This is a genomic window from Paenibacillus sp. NPDC056933 (genome assembly GCF_042674385.1).
Taxonomy (GTDB): Bacteria; Bacillota; Bacilli; order Paenibacillales; family Paenibacillaceae; genus Paenibacillus.
The window spans coordinates 2,380,817-2,402,065 of record NZ_JBHUQN010000001.1 but is presented as its reverse complement, the minus strand read 5'-3'; the positions used below and the strand labels follow the sequence as shown (position 1 = coordinate 2,402,065).

Here is a 21,249-nt window from a genome sequence, read left to right as displayed (position 1 = left end):
ACCTCAGCTCACGAAATCGTCATCTGTTACTCATCTCGTTGACTTCTTCTGTAATCTCATCGCCACCCGTACGCTTCCAAGTGTCGACAAACGTATCGAATTCATCTACGGGGGCTTCCCCCATAATGATCTTGAGCATGGTTTCCTCTTCGAGCTTCTGCAGATTCGCCCACTTCAGCTTCATCGTCTCGGTTGTTCCATAAAAGCCTGCCGGGATCACTTCCAGATTCGGGTTGTTCGCCTCTCGCTGTCCCTCGATCCGGGAGAGGTATTCACCGTAGGTATTTGCTTCGATTGCATTGCCTTTCTCTTTGAATTCCTGATAGGCCTTGAAAGAAACTACTCGATCTTCCTGAACTGCGGATGCATCTCCTGCTTCATCCGCCTTCATTAGATCATCGTAATAACGCTTCAGCACATCATCATAATCCACTTGCATCGGAATCTGGGTAGGGTCATTGTTCCAGCGACTTGCATCGGTCAGCAGCTCGTCGGGATGCTCTTTCTTGTAATTGATTGCGTCCTCTGTTAAGGAGTACAGGAAATCCGTTGTTAAATTGACTGATTTCATAATCGCTTCAGGATGCGCAAAATCCTTCTTCACAACGACGATACCACCGCCCACGGGGTCCTGCCGGATTGTCTTGAACTTGCCATTCTCATCCACTGGTGCAGATACGGCCACCCAGACTGCTTCCGGATCTTGCTTGATGGAATCCTTGTAGTTGGTATAGCCGATCCACCATGGGTTAAACACCATGCCGGCCTGCCCGTTGATAACAAGGGCTTCCTTCTCTTCATTCGACCGGACCGCAAACTGTTTATCAATCAAGCCTTCTTTGTACATGGCGCTCAGCTCTGTCAGCGCTTGCTTCACTTCAGGCTGAACAGATCCATATTCAACCTGACCGTCCTTCTGTATCCAGTTCATTGGAAAGGCACCGTGCGCAGCGAAGATCGGCGTAAAGTTCATCGCATTGGAATCCATGACCATGCCTACCGTCTTGCCTGTTCCCGAAACGTCCTTCTCCACGAATGTTCTGGCGAGGTTCCATACATCCTCGACGGATTCCGGCAGCTTCGCGCCGACTTTATCCACCCAATCTTTCCGGATCCACAGCAATTGGTGCTGGTTCCCGATATTTGTCATGGGAAGGCCCATGATTTTGCCGTCCACCTTTACCTGATTCAGCAGCAAATCTCCGTAGGAACCATAAATATTTTTAACGCCCTCAGATGCTGTTTTCTCGTAAACCTCCGTCATGTCAGCGATCAGATCATTATCCACCAGTTGATTAAATATTTCGCGGCTGACAAGCATAACATCCGGCAGGTCGCCTGTAGTCATTGAGAGTGACAGCTTCTGATCCATATCGTCGGTTTCCCAAGCCACCTTGGCCTTGACGTTCACCCGATCCTCTACATAGCGCGTAGCCAGATTGTTTTCAATGGTGTCGCCGGCCGGCAGGTTGTTCACATGATTGGTATTCCGGCCAATCGTAAATTCCACGGGGGTCTCGTATTTGCCGTAAGGTTCATAGTCCTGCTGTGAAATTTGCGGCTGTGCGCTCTCGTTATTCCCCCCGGTACATCCACTGAATACAGCCATCATCATGCTGCCGATCAACAGTGTAGTCATCATTCGGCGCTTGTTCATCCTGTCATCCCCTTTATCTGATTTGCTTTTAATAACCAAATTGTATGCGTTTTCAAAAATGGCGTATATGCCACATTTTTCGGATATGTACCACTTTTTTTATGACCTCCAATTCTCTTTATTTCTCTGTATTAAGAGACTCTAACAGGAACAAAACAAGCGGTTGCCGCAGCAACCGCTTTAGTACTAAATCTACGTTATAAATATAGCTGAATCACCTATGAGGCGGGAAGGACGATCGACACTTCCGTTCCGGTGCCTGGTTCACTATGAATAACAAGTCCGTAATCCGGACCATAATACAGCTTGATTCGGTCATTCACGTTTCGCACACCACATCCGCCGTTCTCCCCGGTCAGCAACCGTGTCGTCTGCACAGGCGTCATGCCAACACCATTATCACGAACGGTTAATTTAATCTCCTCACCCGCCCGCCAAACGGCAATGTGAATGTGATAATGGGTCCCTTTTGCCTCCACAAAGCCATGCTTGATGGCATTCTCCACAATCGGCTGCAAAATAAAATGAATAATTTCGGTATGTAAAACCTCGTCATGGATATGGTAATCCACATCAAATCGGCCATCGTTCATGATGAGCTGCAAATCCAGATAGGCCTTAATATGCTGCACCTCAGCTTCAATGGTGGCTATATGCCTCCCCTGGTTTAGTGTTGTTCTATAGAAACGGGCTAACGCAGATACCATATAACTCGTTTCAATATCCGCCTTCTTTTCGGCCCTCCACCGTATAAATGAAAGTGTATTGTACAGAAAATGTGGATTAATCTGACTGATCAACTTGTTATATTCACTTTCCTTCTTGGCAATTTCGGCGTGATAAACCTGGGAGATCAGGCTGTTAATCCTTTTTAGCATCTTGCCAATGCCATTCGTCAGCTCACCAAATTCATCCCTCGATGAACTTCGGATAATCACATCCAGATTGTTCCGCTCCACTTTGTCAACTTTGTTCTTGATATGGATAATTCTTTGCGTAAAGTTATTGGAGATGACATAAATGAGCAGGAAGGTAATAATTAGACTGAGGATGATGACAAACAGCGTAATTTGAAAAATGCCCAGTGCATTTGCATACGCATTGGTATTCAACAGATTATAGTGAATCGTCCAGCCGTTATTGGCGAGCGACCGGCTTAAACTCAGATCACTGGACTCCCCATCTTCAGTTCCTCTGGTCATAGCAGCTCGCTCATGGTTTTTCTGGAAAATCACCCGCTGCTTCACGTCCTCTATATGAACGGCCACATGTTCCGACAGATTGTCGAGGTCTGCAAAGATACGATCATGCTGAATGGAGATCACCATAAAATTGCTGTCTTTCGGATTGCTGATCAGTTCCTGAACGAGATAAAGCTTTTCCCCATCCACAATCCAGCGCCTGCCCCGAAATCCGTCATACCAGGGCTTGCTCTTAAGATCACCGATGGGCAAAATATTATTGCGAATCCCCAATAGCTCCCCCGATGTATAAAACGTAATGCCCTCAATATCATCGTCCATCAGCCGGATGTTCGAGATTAATGGCTCCAAAATGTCCCGGAAATCCAGGTACATATCATAATAATTTTCTCCGTAGTCTTTCGTAAATATTTGCGATAAATCCCGATTAAGCACCATGAACTCACTTAGCGTATTGTACCGATTAATCTTATAATCCATAATGTTGGCCACCTGTTCCAGACTTGCTTCAGCTTCGCTCCTCAACTCTTTCATTTGAATTCGGTAGGATTGAATGAAGGAGAGCAGTCCAAGCAGAAGAATCGGAATAAGCGCAATCACAAGATGGGACAGCAGCAGCTTGTTTCGAAACCTGATATCATTGAATTTGCTCTTGATCCATCCGATCATGAAGCACCCCACACTCTCTGAACTGTAACGGACTGACGCCGAACCTGTTTCGGAACAGCTTGGCAAAATAAGAATGATTGTCGATGCCAACGGCCCCTGCAATATCATTGATTTTCATATTTGAGTGAGCTAACAGATGACTTGCGCGCCGCAAACGGTAATCGGTCAAATATTTCGAGAAGTTTTCCCCAGTTTCTTTTTTAAACAAAATGCTCAAATACCCAGGGGATAGATACACATCGTGAGCTGCCTCAGACAATGATATATCTCTCTGATGGTTATCCTTCACATAATCCTTCACTTGTCGAATAACCTTCGATTCCATGGATTCCGGTGCAGGCCCCCCGCCATATGGACGAATCTGCGTGATATCCTCCATCACCTGCAGAAATTCTTCACTGACCAGTGGCTTAAGCAAATAATTCACCACACCCAGCCGAATCGCACTGCGGGCATATTCAAATTCATCATAACCGCTGCAAATGACAATCTTGACATCCTGCTGCGTTTTCCGGGCTTGTTTACTTAGCTCCAGTCCATCCATAAGAGGCATTTTGACATCAGTGATGAGAATATCAATCGCGTTCTGAACCAGAATTCGTTCAGCGCTCTTCCCGTTCTCAGCTTCCCATACTTGAAAGGGAAAGCCATAGTGAGAGATCAAATCCTTAATGCCTTCTCTTTGAACGCACTCATCGTCAACAACAAGAACATTAAACATCATGACATCTCCTTTACAAGAAAAAGTGAGTGAACGCACGGGCCATACCATGAGGAGAAATATCTTTTTATCCATCGTATGGCAGTTATTTCGTAGTATATCACAGATTTAGAAAGGGCTTTCAAAATGGATTTTCACCGATTTTCCCCGTCAAAACAAAAAGAGCCGCCATGTGGCGACTTTTTCCGTATAAGCTTATCCTTTAACTGCTCCCAGGGCGACACTGCCTATAATTTGCCTGGAGAATATCGCGAAAACAATGATAATAGGCAAGATCGAGATCGCAACGCCCAGATACAATAGTCCGTAATCCATGCCGTAGTATCCCTGAACCAGAGCCACGAGTACCGGAAGCGGATATTTATCCAGAGAGAAAAACAGGACGAGCGGTGTGAGAAAATTGTTCCATGAGCCGATAAAGGTGAATATGCCAAGAGCCGAAATGGCCGGTCCCAGAATAGGCAGTACAATCTGATTGAACGTGCGAAACTCCCCCGCACTATCCACACGGGCAGATTCAATGATCTCATCAGGAATGCTGCTCTCCATAAATTGTTTGATAAAGAATACATTAAATGCATTCGCCGCTGCGGGCAAAATAATCGCTGCATAGCTGTCCAGCAGCCCTAATGTACTGAACAGACGATACATTCCGATCAAAGCAAGCTGTCCGGGTACCATCATTGTTGCTAGCAAAAACAGGAATAATCCTGTGCGACCCTTGAATTTAAACTTGGCGAAGCCGTATGCCGTGAGGGAACCGATGTATAAAGATAACACTGTCGATGTTCCTGCAATGAAAAAGCTGTTTGCAAACCCGCGCCAGATATTGATTTTGGAAGCCATGTTCATATAATTATCTACTAAAAAGGGCCCGGGCAGAAACGTGAATGTCGATGCAATCGTAGCATTGTTGTGCGTGGAATAGATCAGCATGAGATAAAATGGAATGATACAAATCACGGCGAGGCTAATCAGAAACAGATAAATAATGACCTTTCCCATTGTCAGACGTTTCACACTAGCATATTGCTGTATAGCAGCGTTTCGTTGTTCGATTGGTTTTACGGTCTGCATTTCTTTTTCCCCTCCCTATGCACGGCTTTTGCGCTTCGTCATCATAAAGGATACAACCGAGAGCAGAATAATGATGATGAACAGACAGAATGCAATGGCCGCCCCGTAACCAAAGCGCGTGCTCTGGAAGGCTACATTATACAAGTACATAATACTGGTCATGGCGGCACGGTCCGGACCACCTGTTCCATTCGTCAATGTAAACGGCTGATCAAAAATCTGAATGCCTCCAATGATAGATGTGATCATCTGAAACAAAATGATTGGCCGTAACATGGGAACGATAATGTGAATGAAAATATGCTTTTTCTTGGCGCCATCCATTTGGGCTGCTTCCTGTAGAGCCGGATCGATGCCCTGAAGACCTGCAAGATAGATAACCATGGAGTAGCCAAAGTATTGGAAAAATAAAATGGAAGAGACAATCAGCCGCATGAACCAGGGATCATTTTTCCAGTTAATCGGGTTGTCAATGAGTCCTACCTGAACCAGAAAATGATTCAATCCGCCGGATTGCCAATCGAAGATCAGACTCACAAGCAGACCCAGCGAAGCAGCGGTAACGATGTTGGGAAAGAAATAAACCGCTCTGAAAATATCTCTTCCCTTAAGCAGCTTATCGTTGAGAATAAAGGCGAGCACGAGTGAAACCGTAAGTTGTGGAACCACAGAAACTCCCCAGATAAACAGAGTGTTAAACAGTGTTTTGTAGAACAGAGGATCTTGCAGAACGGCAACATAATTGCCGATTCCAACAAAGTCCGGCGTGGTGATCCCGTCAAAGTTGGTAAAGCTGATATACAGCGAATACAGGATTGGATATAGTCCAAAAATGGCGAAAAGAATAAAAAACGGAGCTATGAAATAGTAGCCATAGTGGTCTTTGCGGATCGATTTGGCAAACATGTTCTGTACCCCCAGTCATCGGATGATAAAAAGGAAAAGGCATTCGCTTACTTTCAAGCTAATTCACTTCCAGCTCCGGAAATCTCAATTTGACATCCCTTTTGATTCGCTTGACCGCTTCTTCCTTGGTCTGGATGTCTTTATTGAGATACAACTGAAGTACTATTTTGAAAATATCATTGTTAATGACCGTGTCATACTTGGTTCGTTCATACACAGGAATCTGCTTGGCGGCTTCCGAGAAAAACTCAAAGTGCTTCTGCCCGCCCAAATAGGCTGAGGTTACGGATTTTGCCAGCTCATCATTCACCACCATATTACTTGTAAAATAGTCTTGCTCCTGCGCAAGCTTGGTCAGGAAATCATGATCAAAGTTATAAAACTCGATAAACTTCCAGGCCAGGTCCTTTTTGTCGCTTTTGCTGTACATCCCGATATAGGTTCCACCTGCACTGAACGCTGAAGGACCTGGTGCAAGGCCCCATAACCCTTCCGTATCTGGAGCATTGGCCTTGAAGGTAAATTGCAACGCCCAGGTTGCACCAGGATAGAACATCACCTCACCTTTCTGCATGGAAGCAGCATATCCCGCACTTCCATCTTCATATTCGGCAAGTACATGCCGCTCGCGGGCTTCCCGAACCAGATCCAGGATCTGCATATAGGTTGGATCAATGACAAGCTTTCCGTCTTTGACCCATGGAATACCATCATATGAATTGGATATCGCATTCCAGTTGGCAAGGGCATGTACTTTATTGCCGCTTTCCTGCTCTACCCTCTCTCCAATCTCGAATATCTTCTCCCATGTATCGATCTGCGCCGCCACTTTCTCCGGATCATCCGTGCCCAGATATTTTTTGGCCAGATCTCTTCGGTAATAAATGCCCCCGGGCGTTCCCTGGTAGCCAATTGCCTTGACATTTCCTTGGCTGTCCTTCTCATTCGCTTGCACAAAAGCATACTGCTCCGGGATCAGTTCATTGGCGTTATACGGTGCCGCTGACAAATTCTCCAGATAAGGTACATCAATCAGTTCTCTTATATTTCCATTCTCGATCATGAACACATCTGGAGCCTTCGACGCTGTCTGAAGTGCGGATTTCAACTTGGTGATATAGAAATTACCAGGGATATTGACAAAGTTCACCTTGATGTCCGGATACTTCTCTTCGAATTTCTCAATAGCGTAATGTGCCTCGTCCGTAAAACTCCATACCGTAATCTCCTTCTGCTTGTTTGGATTCGCTGCACCTGATTGGCAACCGGTTACCATGATTATTGCGCTTACAAGTGCAATGATGGAGATATACTTCAGCTTCAAGTTCTTCATAGGCCCCCTCCTTCAAAAAGGAAACGCTTACAATTTATTAGAGTATATGGATTTTAGAGAGGGCTTTCTCACCAAATATTGCGAATCATCCTTCATAGGTTGTGATATTTTTGCGATGCTTTTTGCGAAATTCGGAGGGTGTACAGTGATTATATTTTTTGAAAAGACGATTGTACGAGTTCACATTGTTAAACCCATGCCCCATTGCGATATCCAATATGGAATCCTCACGGAACAATAACGCCCACTCCGATTTGATAATCCGAAAATGATTCAGATACTCCATGAGTGTGATTCCCTTGATCTCTTTAAACAGCTTGCATACATGAAACTTGCTGAATTTGATATGCTCCGCCACTTGATCCAGCTTGATGGGTTCAGCATAGTGCTCCTCCAGATACGTACAGACAGATTCCAGAAATTCGAACTTTTTGGAAGCGGTACAGAGTAATCCTGAATTCATTTCAGCTGTAATCGGAGCCTTTGTACGCAGCATGTGAACAATAAGATCGTACAGTCTGGCTACCATTAGCCAGCGGTATCCCGCCTGTTGATCCTTCTCTTCATTCAATAGGGCATCTATATATTTCCCCATATTTCTCTCGGAACTGATATTTGAGGGGATGACCACCGTTTTATTGAAAAGCTCCCGCAGATGCTGTGTTTCCTTATCCGTTGTGAAACTTCCCGTCAGCAACTCCAGTCGAAACTGAATAATAGTTAAATGATTGGTGCCCGGCAAGAAACAATGAACATCCCCTGGTTTGATAAGCAGCACATCTCCTTGGTTCAGCTCATGTACATGGTTATTCACACCTATTCTTGCATTATTCCCATTCACGACTACCATCTCCACCTCTTCATGCCAGTGGGCGGCAAAATTAAACGGATTACCGGTATGAATCACCCGGATCGGAAGTCCTTCTGTCATATGACCTGTTTCAAGAAAAGTAGGTACACCCATCCAATCACCCTTTCCTTATTTTCCAGTTCAACAACATTTACCTTGTATTACTATTATGCATTAAATGCTTCTCTCCTCTATAAATCTGGATAAAAAATGGGATGTCTTCAAGAAAAAAATTTACAATAGAACTATTTGGTCCTCTCATCAGTCTAACGAGTGTCAAGCCAACGCAAGCACTTAAATAAAATCCAGGCCTGGAAACACTAGTGACTTGAATAATCGGGTTTATAAGGGGTGTTAATTAGGAGTGATCAGACTGAACCATAAAAAGATGAAGGAACAACAGTTCAGTGAAAATATAGCTGGAATTCAGGAAAAATTATATCGGCTGGCTTACAGCTATGTGAAAAATGAACATGAAGCGCTGGATATCGTATCCGAGGCAACCTATAAAGGTTTCCTTGCTTATGGAAAGATGAATTCCATGACCTATTTTGATTCCTGGATGTCACGGATTGTGATCAATACAGCTATCGATCATATTCGACGCAACAAGCGAGTGACCTATATGGAGGATCACATGCAGGAGTTTGTGGCTACTGAACGAGGTGTAACACTGGAAGAGAAAATGGATTTATATGATGCATTGGACCGGCTTTTGCCCGAAGAGAAAACATACATCATTTTAAAGTATTTTGTGAATCTTCCTTTTAGAGAAATGGCAGAAGTACTTGCCCTACCGGAAAATACAGTGAAGTCCAAGTTCTATCGAATCATCAATAAATTAAAATTTTATCTGATCGAAGGAGAGATAGAAAACATATGACGGGAAAAGATCGTTACAAAAACATTGAAATTCCTGCACAGCTTACTGACGTTATTCAGCATGCCCAGAAAAAAGCGACTGCTCGCAAGAGTTCATTTCGAATCATTCGCTACACTTCAGTAATTGCAGCATGTATTGTTTTTCTGTTTGTCGTTAACATCCCTTCCGTAACAAACGCAATGGCTAAAATACCCGTGGTCGGAACTATTGTACAGGTTCTGCAATTTGGTATCGGAGGCAAGATTACAGATGGAGTTAGCGTTAATACGGAGGCGACAGAAAATACGCTTAAAATTGATTTTAGTCGTGATGAAGGTGCGTCCGTCACCAGTGTACCGTCTTATAAGGTAGAACAGAAAGATGCCCCTAATCGTCTCATTTTTACATTAAACGGTGTGCGTTTAGTTGATTTTGACAAGATCGAGAAAGATTTTCTTGCTCAAACCCTGGTCAAGGATGTTTATCGCAATATCATTCTGGATGACTCGGCCATACGCTTCGTCGTTGAGCTGAAAGATGGTGTGGAGTACTCCGTAACCGAGTTTGAGAACCCTGGATACCTTGAAGTGACGCTCACTTCCAATGGTGAGTCTGTGGAACCACAAAAGGTTTTCTCTCTGCGTACGGACGCCATGCCACTAGGAGAACAGATGGGACACTTGGAAGAGGCATATCCTGAAGAGGATATCTCCTATCTAAAAACGGCCAACGGTGAATTTATTGCTGTGATTGGTGCATATGATACCGCCGAAGAGGCCCAGCTCAAGCTCAAAGAAATTTCAGAACGAGAGTCCTATACCGGCGATTTCTATGTAGATAGCTGGATGAGTAACGAGAGCCCGAATTAATCAGTCCCAACATTTTACCAATGTCAGCTATAGCCTATGGCTATAGCTGGATATAATTTAATGGAATTACATTATAGCTCTGAATCTGTGATAAATTTTCTTTAACATATTGTAGAGGAGTTTTACGAATGGTGAAGAGCAGTGTATTGGGATATCCAAGAATTGGTGCCGATCGGGAATGGAAGAAAGCGTTGGAGGCATTTTGGTCTGGCAAGCTCGAAGAAACAGAGTTTCAAGCACGATTGCAGGAAATCCGTTTAGATCATTTGCGCAAGCAGCAAGAAAAAGGTATCGATCTCATTCCAGTCAATGATTTCAGTTACTACGATCATATCCTGGATACAGCCGTTATGTTCGGAATTGTCCCGAAACGGTTTACATATGACGGCGGCGCTGTTCCTTTGTCCGTCTATTACGGAATTGCCCGGGGAACAAAAGATGCAGCAGCAAGTGAAATGACAAAATGGTTCAACACCAACTATCACTATATCGTGCCTGAACTGGACGGTGCATCCCCTGCTCTTACAGAGAATAAACCCCTTATAGCTTATCGTGAAGCCAAAGAAAAGCTGGGTATTGAAGGAAAACCGGTTCTTGTCGGACCATTGACCTTCCTGAAGCTGTCCAAAGGATATGATAAATCCGAAACTGACGCTTGGCTGGACCGCCTGCTTCCCCTTTATGTTCAAGTGTTGCAGGAGCTTGCAAATGAAGGTGTTCAGTGGGTACAGATTGATGAGCCGATCCTGGTGACCAAAACAAGCGAAGCTGACCTACAGTTGCTGAACAAAATATATGAGACGTTTGCAACAGCTGTACCCAGTCTGAACATTATGCTGCAAACCTACTTTGAATCCGTCGAGAACTACAGCAGCATTGTTGCACTGCCGGTTCAGGGCATCGGGCTCGATTTTGTACACGGGGCTACGGGTAATATTCAGTCCATTCAAAATTCCGGTTTCCCGGCAGATAAAATTCTGGGTGCTGGAGTTATTGATGGTCGTGGGATCTGGAAAGCCTCTTTACCGGGAAAACTGAAGCTGTTGGATGAGCTGGCTGAACTGGTGACACCTGAACGTTTGATCGTTCAATCCTCATGCAGCTTGCTTCATGTTCCAGTAACGACAGAGCGTGAAACTAAACTCACACCCGAACTGAAAAATGCTCTGGCATTTGCAGATGAAAAGTTGGACGAAATTGTTCTGTTGACCAAAGCATTATCTTCAAGAGATGCTGGAATCATCGCAGAAATTGACAAGTCCGATCGTACCATTCAGGCTCTCCAGCAATCTGAAGACCGCAACCGTGTTGCTGTACAAGAGGCCGTAGCTTCACTTCGTGTTCAACAGCCGGAACGTTCCCGTCCTTTTGCCGAACGTCATATTGCTCAACAAGCGAAATGGAAATTACCACTCTTCCCTACAACGACCATTGGCAGCTTCCCACAATCAGCAGAAGTACGCAAAGCACGTCAACTGTGGCGTAAGGGTGAGTTGAACAATGAACAATATGCTGCCTTTATCCGGGATCAAATTGATATCTGGATCAAACTTCAGGAAGAGATCGAGTTGGATGTTCTCGTGCATGGTGAGTTTGAGCGTACCGACATGGTGGAGTTCTTTGGCGAAAAACTCGCAGGGTTTGCCTTCACACAATTTGGCTGGGTACAATCATACGGTTCCCGTTGCGTAAAACCACCGATTATATTTGGAGACGTCGCATTTATTGGGGAAATGACCGTTGAAGAAACTAAATATGCACAGTCCCAGACACAGCGCCCTGTTAAAGGTATGCTCACCGGCCCGATCACGATCATGAACTGGTCGTTTGTACGTGAGGACATCCCACGCGAGCACATCGCATATCAGTTGGCGTATGCGCTGAGACAGGAAGTCGAAGCACTTGAGCAAGCAGGTATCGGTATGATTCAGGTCGACGAGCCTGCGGTTCGCGAAGGATTGCCACTGAAGGAATCGGAGCAAGCCGATTATCTGGCCTGGGCGGTCAAAGCATTCCGCATTTCCACTTGCACGGTTCAAGATACGACGCAAATTCATACACATATGTGCTATTGCGAATTCCATGACATGATTGACTCCATCGAAGCCATGGATGCCGATGTCATCTCCATCGAGACCTCCCGCAGTCACGGTGAACTGATTCATAGCTTTGAATTGAACACTTACAAACTGGGAATTGGACTCGGGGTATATGATATTCATAGCCCGCGTGTTCCAAGTGTGGACGAAATGACCAGCATGATCGAACGTGCCTTGCGTGTATTGGACCCCAAACTGTTCTGGATTAATCCGGATTGCGGTCTCAAAACCCGTGGACTCGAAGAAACGGTCGCTTCCTTGCGCAACATGGTTGATGCAACCAAAATTGCCCGTGAAAAGCACGTTGCAACAACCGTTTAAGCGATACGTTTATGAGGCTTACTCTATAACTCAAAAGCCGGATTCCCCTACTTTATGGGGTAATCCGGCTTTTATGATGAACACTTTTACGACTCGTGTTCCCGTTTATTTTTGTTTAACGATGAATTCTTTATAAAACTCAATTTTATGTTCAAGTATCTCATCTACAGTCTTTAATGTTTCAATCTGATTTTGAATCGAGAGTCTGTGCTCCTCCAAAAGAGACAACCGATCCAGTGTGGTATGATCTCCTTCCAAAAATAATGCGGCATATTTCTTAATGGTTACGATGGGCATTTGAGTTTCTTTTAATTTGATCACGAATTGTAGCCATTGAATATGAGAGTCATTGTATCGTCTGTCTCCACTCGCATCACGAGCGGGAGTAATAATCTGTTCTTTTTCGTAATACCGCAGTGTATGTGCACTTATCCCCAACATTTCTGCCGTTTCACCAATGGTATGCATATTAAACCTCCGAAGCGTTCTTCTTGACTTAGAGTTAACTCTAATCAGTATAATCAATTCAGCGTACATCCACAATAAATAAAATGCATGGATACTGAGGAGGAAACTTATATGAAATATACCGTTATTACTGGCGCCAGCTCTGGCATTGGATATGAAGCAGCCCTGGCTTTTGCAGCTCGTGGAAAAAACTTGATCCTGGCCGCACGCCGAATGGAAGAACTGGAAAAGTTGAAATCCAAGGTAGCTGAGATGAACCCGGAACTGGATGTTGTCATTCGATCCGTTGACTTAGCTGTAAACGAACAAGTCCATGCGTTCTACCGAGGTCTTCAGGAGTACTCCATCGAGACCTGGATTAACAATGCTGGATTTGGCAATTTTGCTTCTGTCGGAGAACAAAACTTAAATAAAATCGAAAATATGCTTCATCTAAACATCGAAGCGCTGACGATTCTCTCCTCTCTTTATGTACGGGACTATGCAGAGGTGGATGGCACACAAATCATCAATATTTCCTCTGGCGGCGGATACAACATTGTTGCAGATGCAGTCACCTACTGTGCAACCAAGTTCTATGTGAGTGCCTTTACCGAAGGGCTAGCTCAAGAGCTGAAAGGAAAAGGAGCGCCTTTGCAGGCCAAAGTATTAGCACCTGCTGCAACAGAGACCGAGTTTGCAAAACGTTCATTTGATGTGGACCATTTTGAATATGACGGCACTGTTCCGAAATTCCACACCGCTGCACAAATGGCTGGATTCTTGCTCGATTTATATGACAGTGAGAAAGTGGTAGGCATTGTAAATGGAGCAACATATGATTTTGAGTTAAAAGATCCGATTTATCCGTACGTAACGAGCAACCGAAAATAATCTCAGAATCGCAATCAGACGTAAAAAAGTCATTAGTCCAGATGATGTTCAGACCCTATCTTTCTGTTTTGTATCTTATGAAATCGAAGTCTCTCGATGAAAAGCCGAGAGGCTTTTTTGGTTATTCTCTGCGATTTGGTTCCAAGTATACTCTTAAAATATTGGTACTCTATGAAAATTTTGCTATACTGATGTATGCTAGATTAACCCTATCCATGATGATGTCATTCTACTACTATTTCATAAGTTGGAGGAAAACAAAGCATGTTAACTAAACGAGTTGGAAAAATTGCTGCTGCTACCCTACTTGCTTTATCCGTGCTCGGGGCCACACCAAACATCGGTGATGTCTATGCTGCGCCTGCCATTTCAGTCTTGCTGGATGACGTACCCTTGAAATTCGATGCAGACCCGCGGATTGACAAAGGAGTCACCTACGTTCCTTTCCGCACGGTAGGAGAAGCTCTAGGCATCAACATCACATGGAACAGCAAGACGCAAACGGTGAAAGCGACAGGTACACTGAAGGGACAAACAACAGAAGTTCTGCTTCAAGTAGGAAGTACGACAGCCACCGTCAATGGGGAAAAAGTGAAACTGGCTGCCCCGCCTGTCCAGCGGGAAGGTCGAGTGCTCATACCACTTAGTTCATTCAGTAGTCAGTTCGGTGTTGGTGTGAGCTGGAACCAGTCAACCCGTACTGTTTCGCTTGTATCACCTCAGCGCGAAATGCACTTGAGAGCCTTCTATGCGCTGCAATCCTTCCAGGAAAGGGATTTGGTTGCATCCATGAACTCCGTCGCTTTTGGCTGGAGCCGTATTGATCGCGAGGGTCAGTTTACACTTCAGGGTGATGAGTACCGCCTCCCTGCTGCTGCTGGTGAAGTTACACCTCAATCCATTGTTGCGGAAACGGCGGATCAGAACATTAAACCATATCTGATGGTTTATGCTTTGGATGGAAACGGAGAGTTGACCAAGGTTCTGAGTGATAACAGCATGCGACAGAAGTCCATTGACGGCATTACCGCTGCCATTGCAGAGAATGGTTTTGGAGGCGTAGTTCTTGATTTTGAAGGATTGGGTTATAAACTGGATGCTGTGGATCAGCAGAAGCTGCTTAACAATTACATCAAGCAATTGAAGGCTGCACTGCCAAAAGACACCGCTTTATCTGTGGCCGTCCCTCCATTAAATAGTGCATATAAAGGCTATGATTATAAAACGCTCGCTTCCATAGCGGATGATATAATCATGATGGCTTATCAGTATAATCCCGTAGGCACCAAATCGCAGGTACCCGAACCGAACAGTCTTGTCGATCAGGCGATCCAGCTTGCACTAGATGCTGGCGTATCCAAACAAAAGCTCTTGCTCGGTATCAGCTTAAATAGTGAAACCTCGACTTCCATAGATGATAAGTTGGGTCTTGCCAAGAGATACGATCTCAAAGGTGCTGCCTTCTGGCGACTTGGATTATTCCGCGCCCATAACAACCAGATGCAAGATGCAGTACATGCTTCCGTCATAAAAGAATAAATGAATTTCGACATTCCTGATTCTGTGTAGAATTCAAAAAACGAACCAAAATCTCTGAATTTCATGTGGGAGATTTCGGTTCGTTTCTTATTTGGTGATCTATAGACGCTATAAAAGGACCAGTCGAATATCAACTATGCGTACTCTGTCAATCATGATCCACCGCTTCGTTGTGTTGCACTAAGCACCAGATCTTTTTGATAAGCGAGCACCTGATCCCAATCGCCGTGAAAAATCGGTATTCGATAGTATCCTACTCTTTCATAAAGAGCCGCTGCTTCAGGCTGTTTGGGGCCAGTCTGAAGTTTCAGATTGGTGTAGCCAAACACAAGTGCAAGACGCTCCGCTTCGGTCAGGATGGCCTGAGCTACACCCTTGCGACGAAAATCCGAACGTGTATACATGCGCTTGACCTCCACAGATGTGTCATCAAGAGGTCTGATCGCTCCGCAACCTACAGGGTACCCGTGCAAACGGGCAACAATAAACGCTGATCGCGGTGCCTCCACGTCTGATGGCTGAAATCCTGCAGTCCCATCACCGCCATATAACAATCCCAGTTCTTCGCTCAGCTCCTTGATTAACAGTTCCGAATCCTTGCTTCGTATATCTTCCGCGGCAGCAAGCACGATCGACGACATTGCACATAACCCCTTTTTCTCATTGGATTTATTGGCATTGGTGATTGATATAAAATTATCATGAACGATCCTGACCGTCAATTCCCCCATCGATTGAATATTTCAATAAGCACATCTCTGATAGGTTGCACCATCATCAGGATTTTCAATACTAATCCGCATGTTGGGTATCGCGAATAGGTTCCTACCAAAAAAAGCCGCCATTGGCGACTTTCAGGGAATCTAGCTGTTGATCCTGTTCCAGGTCTTGATCAGAGAATCAGAATCTTCATCCTGAATCTCGACTTATCCTTCGACCACATCGGCTCGCAGATCCGTTGCAACCTCAATCATTTGCGGAACGACAGCTTCATTCACAATCGCAACATACAGATCCCCCATATAAAGACGGAATGGAATCTGCAAGTCCTCATATTTCCACATGAAGAAATCCCCATCGATGGACATGAGGCTCTCAGGTCCTTGGATGGTCAGGACGGGCGAATACGTAAAGTCCGGTTTGGATGCAAAGTACTGCTTACACTCCTCCAAAGAGATGGACTGCTCTCCATTATTTTCTTGCATGGAACGAGTGATCCGAAAACGTTGATTCATAGATGTGCCTCCAAAATGTATAAATTTATATGAAATATCACTGGTTCAATTCAATCCAAATTTGTTCAGAACCTGTCCCAGTTTTTCAATTCCCTTCACGATCTGCTCATCGGATGGTGTTGAGAAATTAAGTCTGATGGCATTGCAGGGCTCACTCTCATCAACGAGAAAAGCAGTGCCCGGAACTACGGCTACACCTTCAGCGGCAGCTGTTTTGGCATAATCCAACATTGGGATGTGGGCAGGCAGTTCACACCAGAGGAACAGGCCACCATCTGGATGGGTAAAGGTAATGGACTCGCCCATATGTTCCTGCAACTTACTAATCATTAAGGCAGATTTCCTGCGGTAAATGTCTCGGATGCTGCTAATATGCTCAGCGTAGTTATACTCCGTCATGAACTTGTATGCCAAAATCTGTGGCAGCATGGCTGTATGTACATCCTCTCCCTGCTTGGCGACAACCATCTTCTGCACAACTTCATGAGGTGCCAGAACATATCCGACGCGAAGTCCGGCAGACAGGATTTTGGAGAATGACCCTACATAAATGACCAGACCCTCGTCATCCATCGATTTAATCGTCGCTACATCTTCTCCGCTGAATCGAAGCTCTCCGTATGGGTTATCTTCCAGAATCATGACACCGTACTTTTTGGCCAGATCATAAATGGCCTTGCGCTTCTCCAGACTTGTGGTAATGCCCGTCGGGTTTTGGAAACTCGGAATCACGTAGATCAGTTTTACATTCTTTTCCGTTTGCAGGGCATGTTCCAGCTTCTCGATATCCATGCCGTCCGTTTCCATGGGAACACCGACAAGCTTGGCGCCCGAAGCACGGAAAGAGTTCAGGGAGCCGATGAAGCTGGGACTCTCACAGATAATTGTATCTCCTTCATTACAGAAAACTTTACAAGTGAGTTCAATTCCCTGTTGGGCTCCGGATACGATGAACAGTTCATCCGACGCTTCACCCGTATCAAAGCCGGTCTGCAAATGCCGGGTTAATGTATCCCGCAGCGGTGCATAGCCTTCGGTAATTCCATATTGCAGTGCTGTTACCGGGTCCTGTTCCAAAATGGACTGGGTAAATGTTCGTATGGCCTCTATAGGAAAGGTTTCCGGAGCGGGATTTCCCGCTGAGAATGGAATTACATTTTGACCCGAAGTGGCCTTCAGAATCTCACGAATAATCGATGGCTGCAGTGCAGCAATGCGGTTGGAAAATGTATAGTTCATCTAAAATAATGCCTCCTGATTTCAAATTGGACTCTTGTTTCTAACTCTACATTAAATTCTATTATACGAGCATTCGCCGGATTTCTAAACGGTCTTGTCAAAATTCACAGGACAAGCAAAAAAGAGGCTGACTTAAGCCGCCCCTTTCCATATGGATTTACTTATCCATCGTCATCGATGGACGAGATTAATTTCCGATAATCGTGTTGCTTTAACCAAATAAGTCGCCAGACCAGGAATGACCCGTACCAGACCCGGATAGAATTTATTGGTTTTGGCAAAAGCGAGCTTCTGGATTCTCCTTGCTCGTCGGAGCAGCTGGGTGAATTCCTGATTCGCTTCCTTCGAATACTCGGACTGCCACTGGGTGTAGCTGATACTGCCTCGAAGATATTTATCAGTCCATTCAGCACACAATAGCGAGGAACGAAGCGCAATGGACATCCCATCCCCGCATAAGGGGGGGATCATCAGCATGGCATCACCAATATGCGGATATTGGGACCATGGTTCAGGAACTTTGGATAGATGGAGTGGTGCAACAGATACCTGTGTTCCCTGGACAGAACTGCCCTCGGCGAGCCTTGCTGCCAATCTCTCGTTGGTTAAAGACGCGGCCTGCAATATATCCGGAACAGACTTTCCACTGCCCTGTACCGCATCCAATGTCAACAACGCTGCTACATTGACGATACCACCCTCAATCGGTGAAATACCGACGTATCCTCCCTTGCAAAAATACAGCTCTACCTGCGAAGGGAGAGCGATTCCCCTGTAGTGCGATTTGATACCGACATATGCCGTTTTTTCGTACAGCTCTTCCTTTGATTTCATTCCACGCGGCTTCTTCGTACCATGGGCGCCAACGACGGTTCTTGCTCTATAACTTATCCGATCGTTACCACGTTTCACCTCTACTTCATAGCTGTGATCGTCCAGTTGCTGAATACCCGTTATGGTTGCTCTTGTAATCATCTCAACTCCTGAAGCTACAGCTTCTTCGTGTAGAATCCGATCCAGCTCATAACGGCTAATCCCATAAGCCGATCCTGGCAGCGGGGCTTCTATCTCCCCGCCCAGAGGCATAATGATTTTGGCAAGATCTATGTTGCTGGGCGTGATCTCTTGATCAAGCAGATAGATCCCCAAATATTCCAGCATCTCTTTTGTCTCAGGGGACATAAATTCACCGCATGTTTTGTGACGCGGAAACGCCTGCCGATCCAGCAGAAGTGTTCGATGCCCTTGTTTGGCAAGCTGCAACGCACAGGTACTGCCAGCAATTCCTGCTCCGATGACAATGACATCGATTGGCTTAGACACTTAATAATACCCGCCCTTCATTATGCATTATGGTTACAGCCCATTAGACTGCGATAGTGTCCTAATACTCGGAATGACAACCGAATATCGGAATAGAGGCTTCCATTCATAGGTCATCGTGTCGTGGTTCAGCTGTTGTTTCAAGTCCCGCCAATCCCTTCCTGTGAATCCTTTCGCAACAGACAGCGGTCCATCATGACGAATATACCGATTCCTTGAGATTATCCGCGTGGTAATCCAAACGGCTGCATAGGATACGGGATGGCGATGAATATCGTTAATTACGACGCCATACCTGGAGGCACGCAACATATGTGAGACCATATCAACCAGTTGCTTCCCCTCAAAATGATGGATAAACTGGGAACCAGTCACGATATCTGCTGAGCCTTCCGGCAATTCCATGACATCCACACGCCGTACTTTAATCCTGGGTTCGTTTCGAAAAAGTCGTCTGGCTTCCTCACATGCCTCTTCCGTCAGATCAACAAGGGTGATCTTAAGTAGAATTCCTTTCTGCTCCGCCCATTGCAGCAGCTTCTGGTTTACGTCACCTGAACCTGCACCCACATCAAGAATAGTCAATTTATCCGGACTCCCAATTGCTCTCCATAACTTCTCAACTCCTGCCCGTGTTGGACCGGGAGCAGCGAATATTTTGTTCAGCCGCCTCAAATGTTTGAGCGCTTCGCTCAATTCTTCTCCACCCATCGAGAAATCATCCATCAATTCATCTTCCCTTGCCCTTGCGGATAGTATTCTAAAGAAAGACATGATCCAGCTCCTTTAACGCAGAGTTAATTTTTACAGCCACACTTCATCTTTATTAATAAACAGCAGGTCTCAGAAGCTATGAGTTTCAAAAGCTTTCAAAATGGCACAAAAAGTCGCCAACATGGCGACTTCATAACACAAGTTATTGCTTTATCAAATTTCCCTGATTCTCATTATCGAGTGTATCCTCTTTAAAATAAATTTCGTTCAGAACGTTGACGCGAACGTTAACTTTTTGCTCCAATTTCGGAAACCACTTGGTCTTCCAATCGATTAGCTTTTCCTTCGACAATTGGGGACGGAATATCATCCCAACACCCAGTACATCCGATTTCAGGGATTGAATCTTTCTTACGGTCTTATTAAATTGTCGGCTCAAATCTTCCTGCATTTCTTTCTCAATTAACGCATTGCCTTTTCCTTCAGGGCTTTCCGTAATCACCACATTGAGAACAACATCCGTTTGGAGTGATGGGCCTTTCTCCGACCACTGGGTCCGATGTTTGATTTTGGCGTCTTCAATCAGAACACTTGTGTTCTTTGACACTTCAATGGTTCCCCCAGTATATTTTCCTTTGAATAAATTAAACAAAAGAGTCTCTTCCTGATTCAGCGTTCCCACCATGCGATCGTCCCGCATGACAGCCGTGCCTTTAAAGGTAAACAAGGTTCGAACTCCGTTTTTGAGCATCGGGATCGCCATATCCTCCGAATATGAATTTTGACTTTGGAAGGCTTCCCATATTCTAACGATGGATTGATTGGGAGTCCATCCGGCTTCCGGGTTAAAAAAGTCATATGAAGAAATTTCAGGTGTTGGCGAGATCTGATGGTACATCGTCTTTTCGAAATCTCCGTCAATGACCCCTACCAGTCCTTTGATCGAAATGTCGTTCGCTCTCACGGCAAAGTTGATAATATTGTCAATCCCGTTCTGGGCGACCTGTTTGTCGATTAGAAACAACCTCAGATGCACCAATTCAATGCTTTTTTCGGAATCGGTACGTATCAAATCGATGGCTTTACTGATGGATTTGGACTCTTTGTCCAGAATTTGGGTTTTTCCTGATGCATCAGGTATTTGGAGAATGATCCTGTACTTTTCCCTGTTGCCTTTTCCTATGCCCATGACGACAGGCAGATATTCTTTGTTAATATCCTTTGTATCCCAACATCCCGCAAGCAGCATGATCATGGATAGCGTTATCATCAGGGTCTTAATGATTCGCATG

General features: G+C 45.0%; 19 protein-coding genes. 5 read left to right on the top strand and 14 right to left on the bottom strand.

Annotated features, from left to right (window positions below; genetic code table 11):
- Positions 1-19: 19 nt before the first annotated feature.
- The 7 genes from ACFTRD_RS10750 to ACFTRD_RS10720 form a co-directional block, all read right to left on the bottom strand.
- On the bottom strand, positions 20-1,657 hold the full coding sequence (locus ACFTRD_RS10750; protein ID WP_379379588.1) for an extracellular solute-binding protein: 1,638 nt from the start codon (positions 1,655-1,657) through the stop codon (positions 20-22).
- Positions 1,658-1,875: 218 nt separating this feature from the next.
- Entirely contained in the window at positions 1,876-3,528 is a 1,653-nt protein-coding gene (locus tag ACFTRD_RS10745; RefSeq protein ID WP_379379586.1) for a sensor histidine kinase, read from the bottom strand.
- Positions 3,497-4,252, bottom strand: a complete 756-nt coding sequence (locus ACFTRD_RS10740; RefSeq protein ID WP_379379584.1) for a response regulator transcription factor — start codon at positions 4,250-4,252, stop codon at positions 3,497-3,499. Before ACFTRD_RS10740 ends, ACFTRD_RS10745 begins: the two co-directional genes overlap by 32 nt.
- Before the next feature lie 192 nt (positions 4,253-4,444).
- The gene (locus ACFTRD_RS10735) at positions 4,445-5,326 is read right to left on the bottom strand and encodes a carbohydrate ABC transporter permease (RefSeq protein ID WP_379379582.1); all 882 of its coding nucleotides are present in this window, start codon (positions 5,324-5,326) and stop codon (positions 4,445-4,447) included.
- A gap of 15 nt (positions 5,327-5,341) precedes the next feature.
- The gene (locus ACFTRD_RS10730; protein WP_192267006.1) at positions 5,342-6,232 is read right to left on the bottom strand and encodes a carbohydrate ABC transporter permease; all 891 of its coding nucleotides are present in this window, start codon (positions 6,230-6,232) and stop codon (positions 5,342-5,344) included.
- A gap of 58 nt (positions 6,233-6,290) precedes the next feature.
- Positions 6,291-7,565: an ABC transporter substrate-binding protein gene (locus ACFTRD_RS10725; protein ID WP_379379579.1), complete on the bottom strand. Its 1,275-nt coding sequence runs from the start codon at positions 7,563-7,565 to the stop codon at positions 6,291-6,293.
- Between the two features lie 85 nt (positions 7,566-7,650).
- Positions 7,651-8,529, bottom strand: coding sequence for an AraC family transcriptional regulator (locus tag ACFTRD_RS10720; RefSeq protein ID WP_379379577.1), 879 nt, complete (start codon positions 8,527-8,529; stop codon positions 7,651-7,653).
- A gap of 250 nt (positions 8,530-8,779) precedes the next feature.
- Here ACFTRD_RS10720 and ACFTRD_RS10715 point away from each other — a divergent pair, with 250 nt between their 5' ends.
- The 3 genes from ACFTRD_RS10715 to metE all read left to right on the top strand — a co-directional run bounded on the left by ACFTRD_RS10715 (position 8,780) and on the right by metE (position 12,566).
- Positions 8,780-9,298, top strand: coding sequence for a sigma-70 family RNA polymerase sigma factor (locus tag ACFTRD_RS10715; RefSeq protein ID WP_379379575.1), 519 nt, complete (start codon positions 8,780-8,782; stop codon positions 9,296-9,298).
- On the top strand, positions 9,295-10,146 hold the full coding sequence (locus ACFTRD_RS10710; RefSeq protein ID WP_379379573.1) for a DUF4179 domain-containing protein: 852 nt from the start codon (positions 9,295-9,297) through the stop codon (positions 10,144-10,146). Before ACFTRD_RS10715 ends, ACFTRD_RS10710 begins: the two co-directional genes overlap by 4 nt.
- 128 nt (positions 10,147-10,274) lie before the next feature.
- Positions 10,275-12,566: a 5-methyltetrahydropteroyltriglutamate--homocysteine S-methyltransferase gene (gene metE, locus ACFTRD_RS10705; RefSeq protein WP_379379571.1), complete on the top strand. Its 2,292-nt coding sequence runs from the start codon at positions 10,275-10,277 to the stop codon at positions 12,564-12,566.
- Between the two features lie 105 nt (positions 12,567-12,671).
- Here the strand turns inward: metE and ACFTRD_RS10700 are convergent, their stop codons facing one another.
- A complete protein-coding gene (locus tag ACFTRD_RS10700; protein WP_379379569.1) occupies positions 12,672-13,034 on the bottom strand; it encodes a MerR family transcriptional regulator in 363 nt (120 codons plus the stop codon).
- Positions 13,035-13,145: 111 nt separating this feature from the next.
- Between ACFTRD_RS10700 and ACFTRD_RS10695 the strand changes: the two genes are divergently transcribed.
- Together ACFTRD_RS10695 and ACFTRD_RS10690 are read left to right on the top strand one after the other, a co-directional pair.
- The gene (locus ACFTRD_RS10695) at positions 13,146-13,907 is read left to right on the top strand and encodes an SDR family NAD(P)-dependent oxidoreductase (RefSeq protein WP_379379567.1); all 762 of its coding nucleotides are present in this window, start codon (positions 13,146-13,148) and stop codon (positions 13,905-13,907) included.
- 264 nt (positions 13,908-14,171) lie between these two features.
- Entirely contained in the window at positions 14,172-15,446 is a 1,275-nt protein-coding gene (locus ACFTRD_RS10690) for a stalk domain-containing protein (RefSeq protein WP_379379565.1), read from the top strand.
- A 152-nt stretch (positions 15,447-15,598) separates the two neighbouring features.
- Here the strand turns inward: ACFTRD_RS10690 and ACFTRD_RS10685 are convergent, their stop codons facing one another.
- The 6 genes from ACFTRD_RS10685 to ACFTRD_RS10660 form a co-directional block, all read right to left on the bottom strand.
- Entirely contained in the window at positions 15,599-16,087 is a 489-nt protein-coding gene (locus tag ACFTRD_RS10685; RefSeq protein ID WP_379379563.1) for a GNAT family N-acetyltransferase, read from the bottom strand.
- A gap of 285 nt (positions 16,088-16,372) precedes the next feature.
- The gene (locus ACFTRD_RS10680; RefSeq protein WP_379379561.1) at positions 16,373-16,681 is read right to left on the bottom strand and encodes a hypothetical protein; all 309 of its coding nucleotides are present in this window, start codon (positions 16,679-16,681) and stop codon (positions 16,373-16,375) included.
- 45 nt (positions 16,682-16,726) lie between these two features.
- On the bottom strand, positions 16,727-17,920 hold the full coding sequence (locus ACFTRD_RS10675) for an aminotransferase-like domain-containing protein (RefSeq protein ID WP_379379559.1): 1,194 nt from the start codon (positions 17,918-17,920) through the stop codon (positions 16,727-16,729).
- A gap of 171 nt (positions 17,921-18,091) precedes the next feature.
- A complete protein-coding gene (locus tag ACFTRD_RS10670) occupies positions 18,092-19,243 on the bottom strand; it encodes an NAD(P)/FAD-dependent oxidoreductase (protein WP_379379557.1) in 1,152 nt (383 codons plus the stop codon).
- 33 nt (positions 19,244-19,276) lie between these two features.
- Complete coding sequence (locus tag ACFTRD_RS10665; RefSeq protein ID WP_379379555.1) at positions 19,277-20,017, bottom strand: methyltransferase domain-containing protein; 741 nt, start codon at positions 20,015-20,017, stop codon at positions 19,277-19,279.
- Between the two features lie 142 nt (positions 20,018-20,159).
- Complete coding sequence (locus ACFTRD_RS10660; protein ID WP_379379553.1) at positions 20,160-21,248, bottom strand: Ger(x)C family spore germination protein; 1,089 nt, start codon at positions 21,246-21,248, stop codon at positions 20,160-20,162.
- Between the last annotated feature and the right edge of the window lies 1 nt (position 21,249).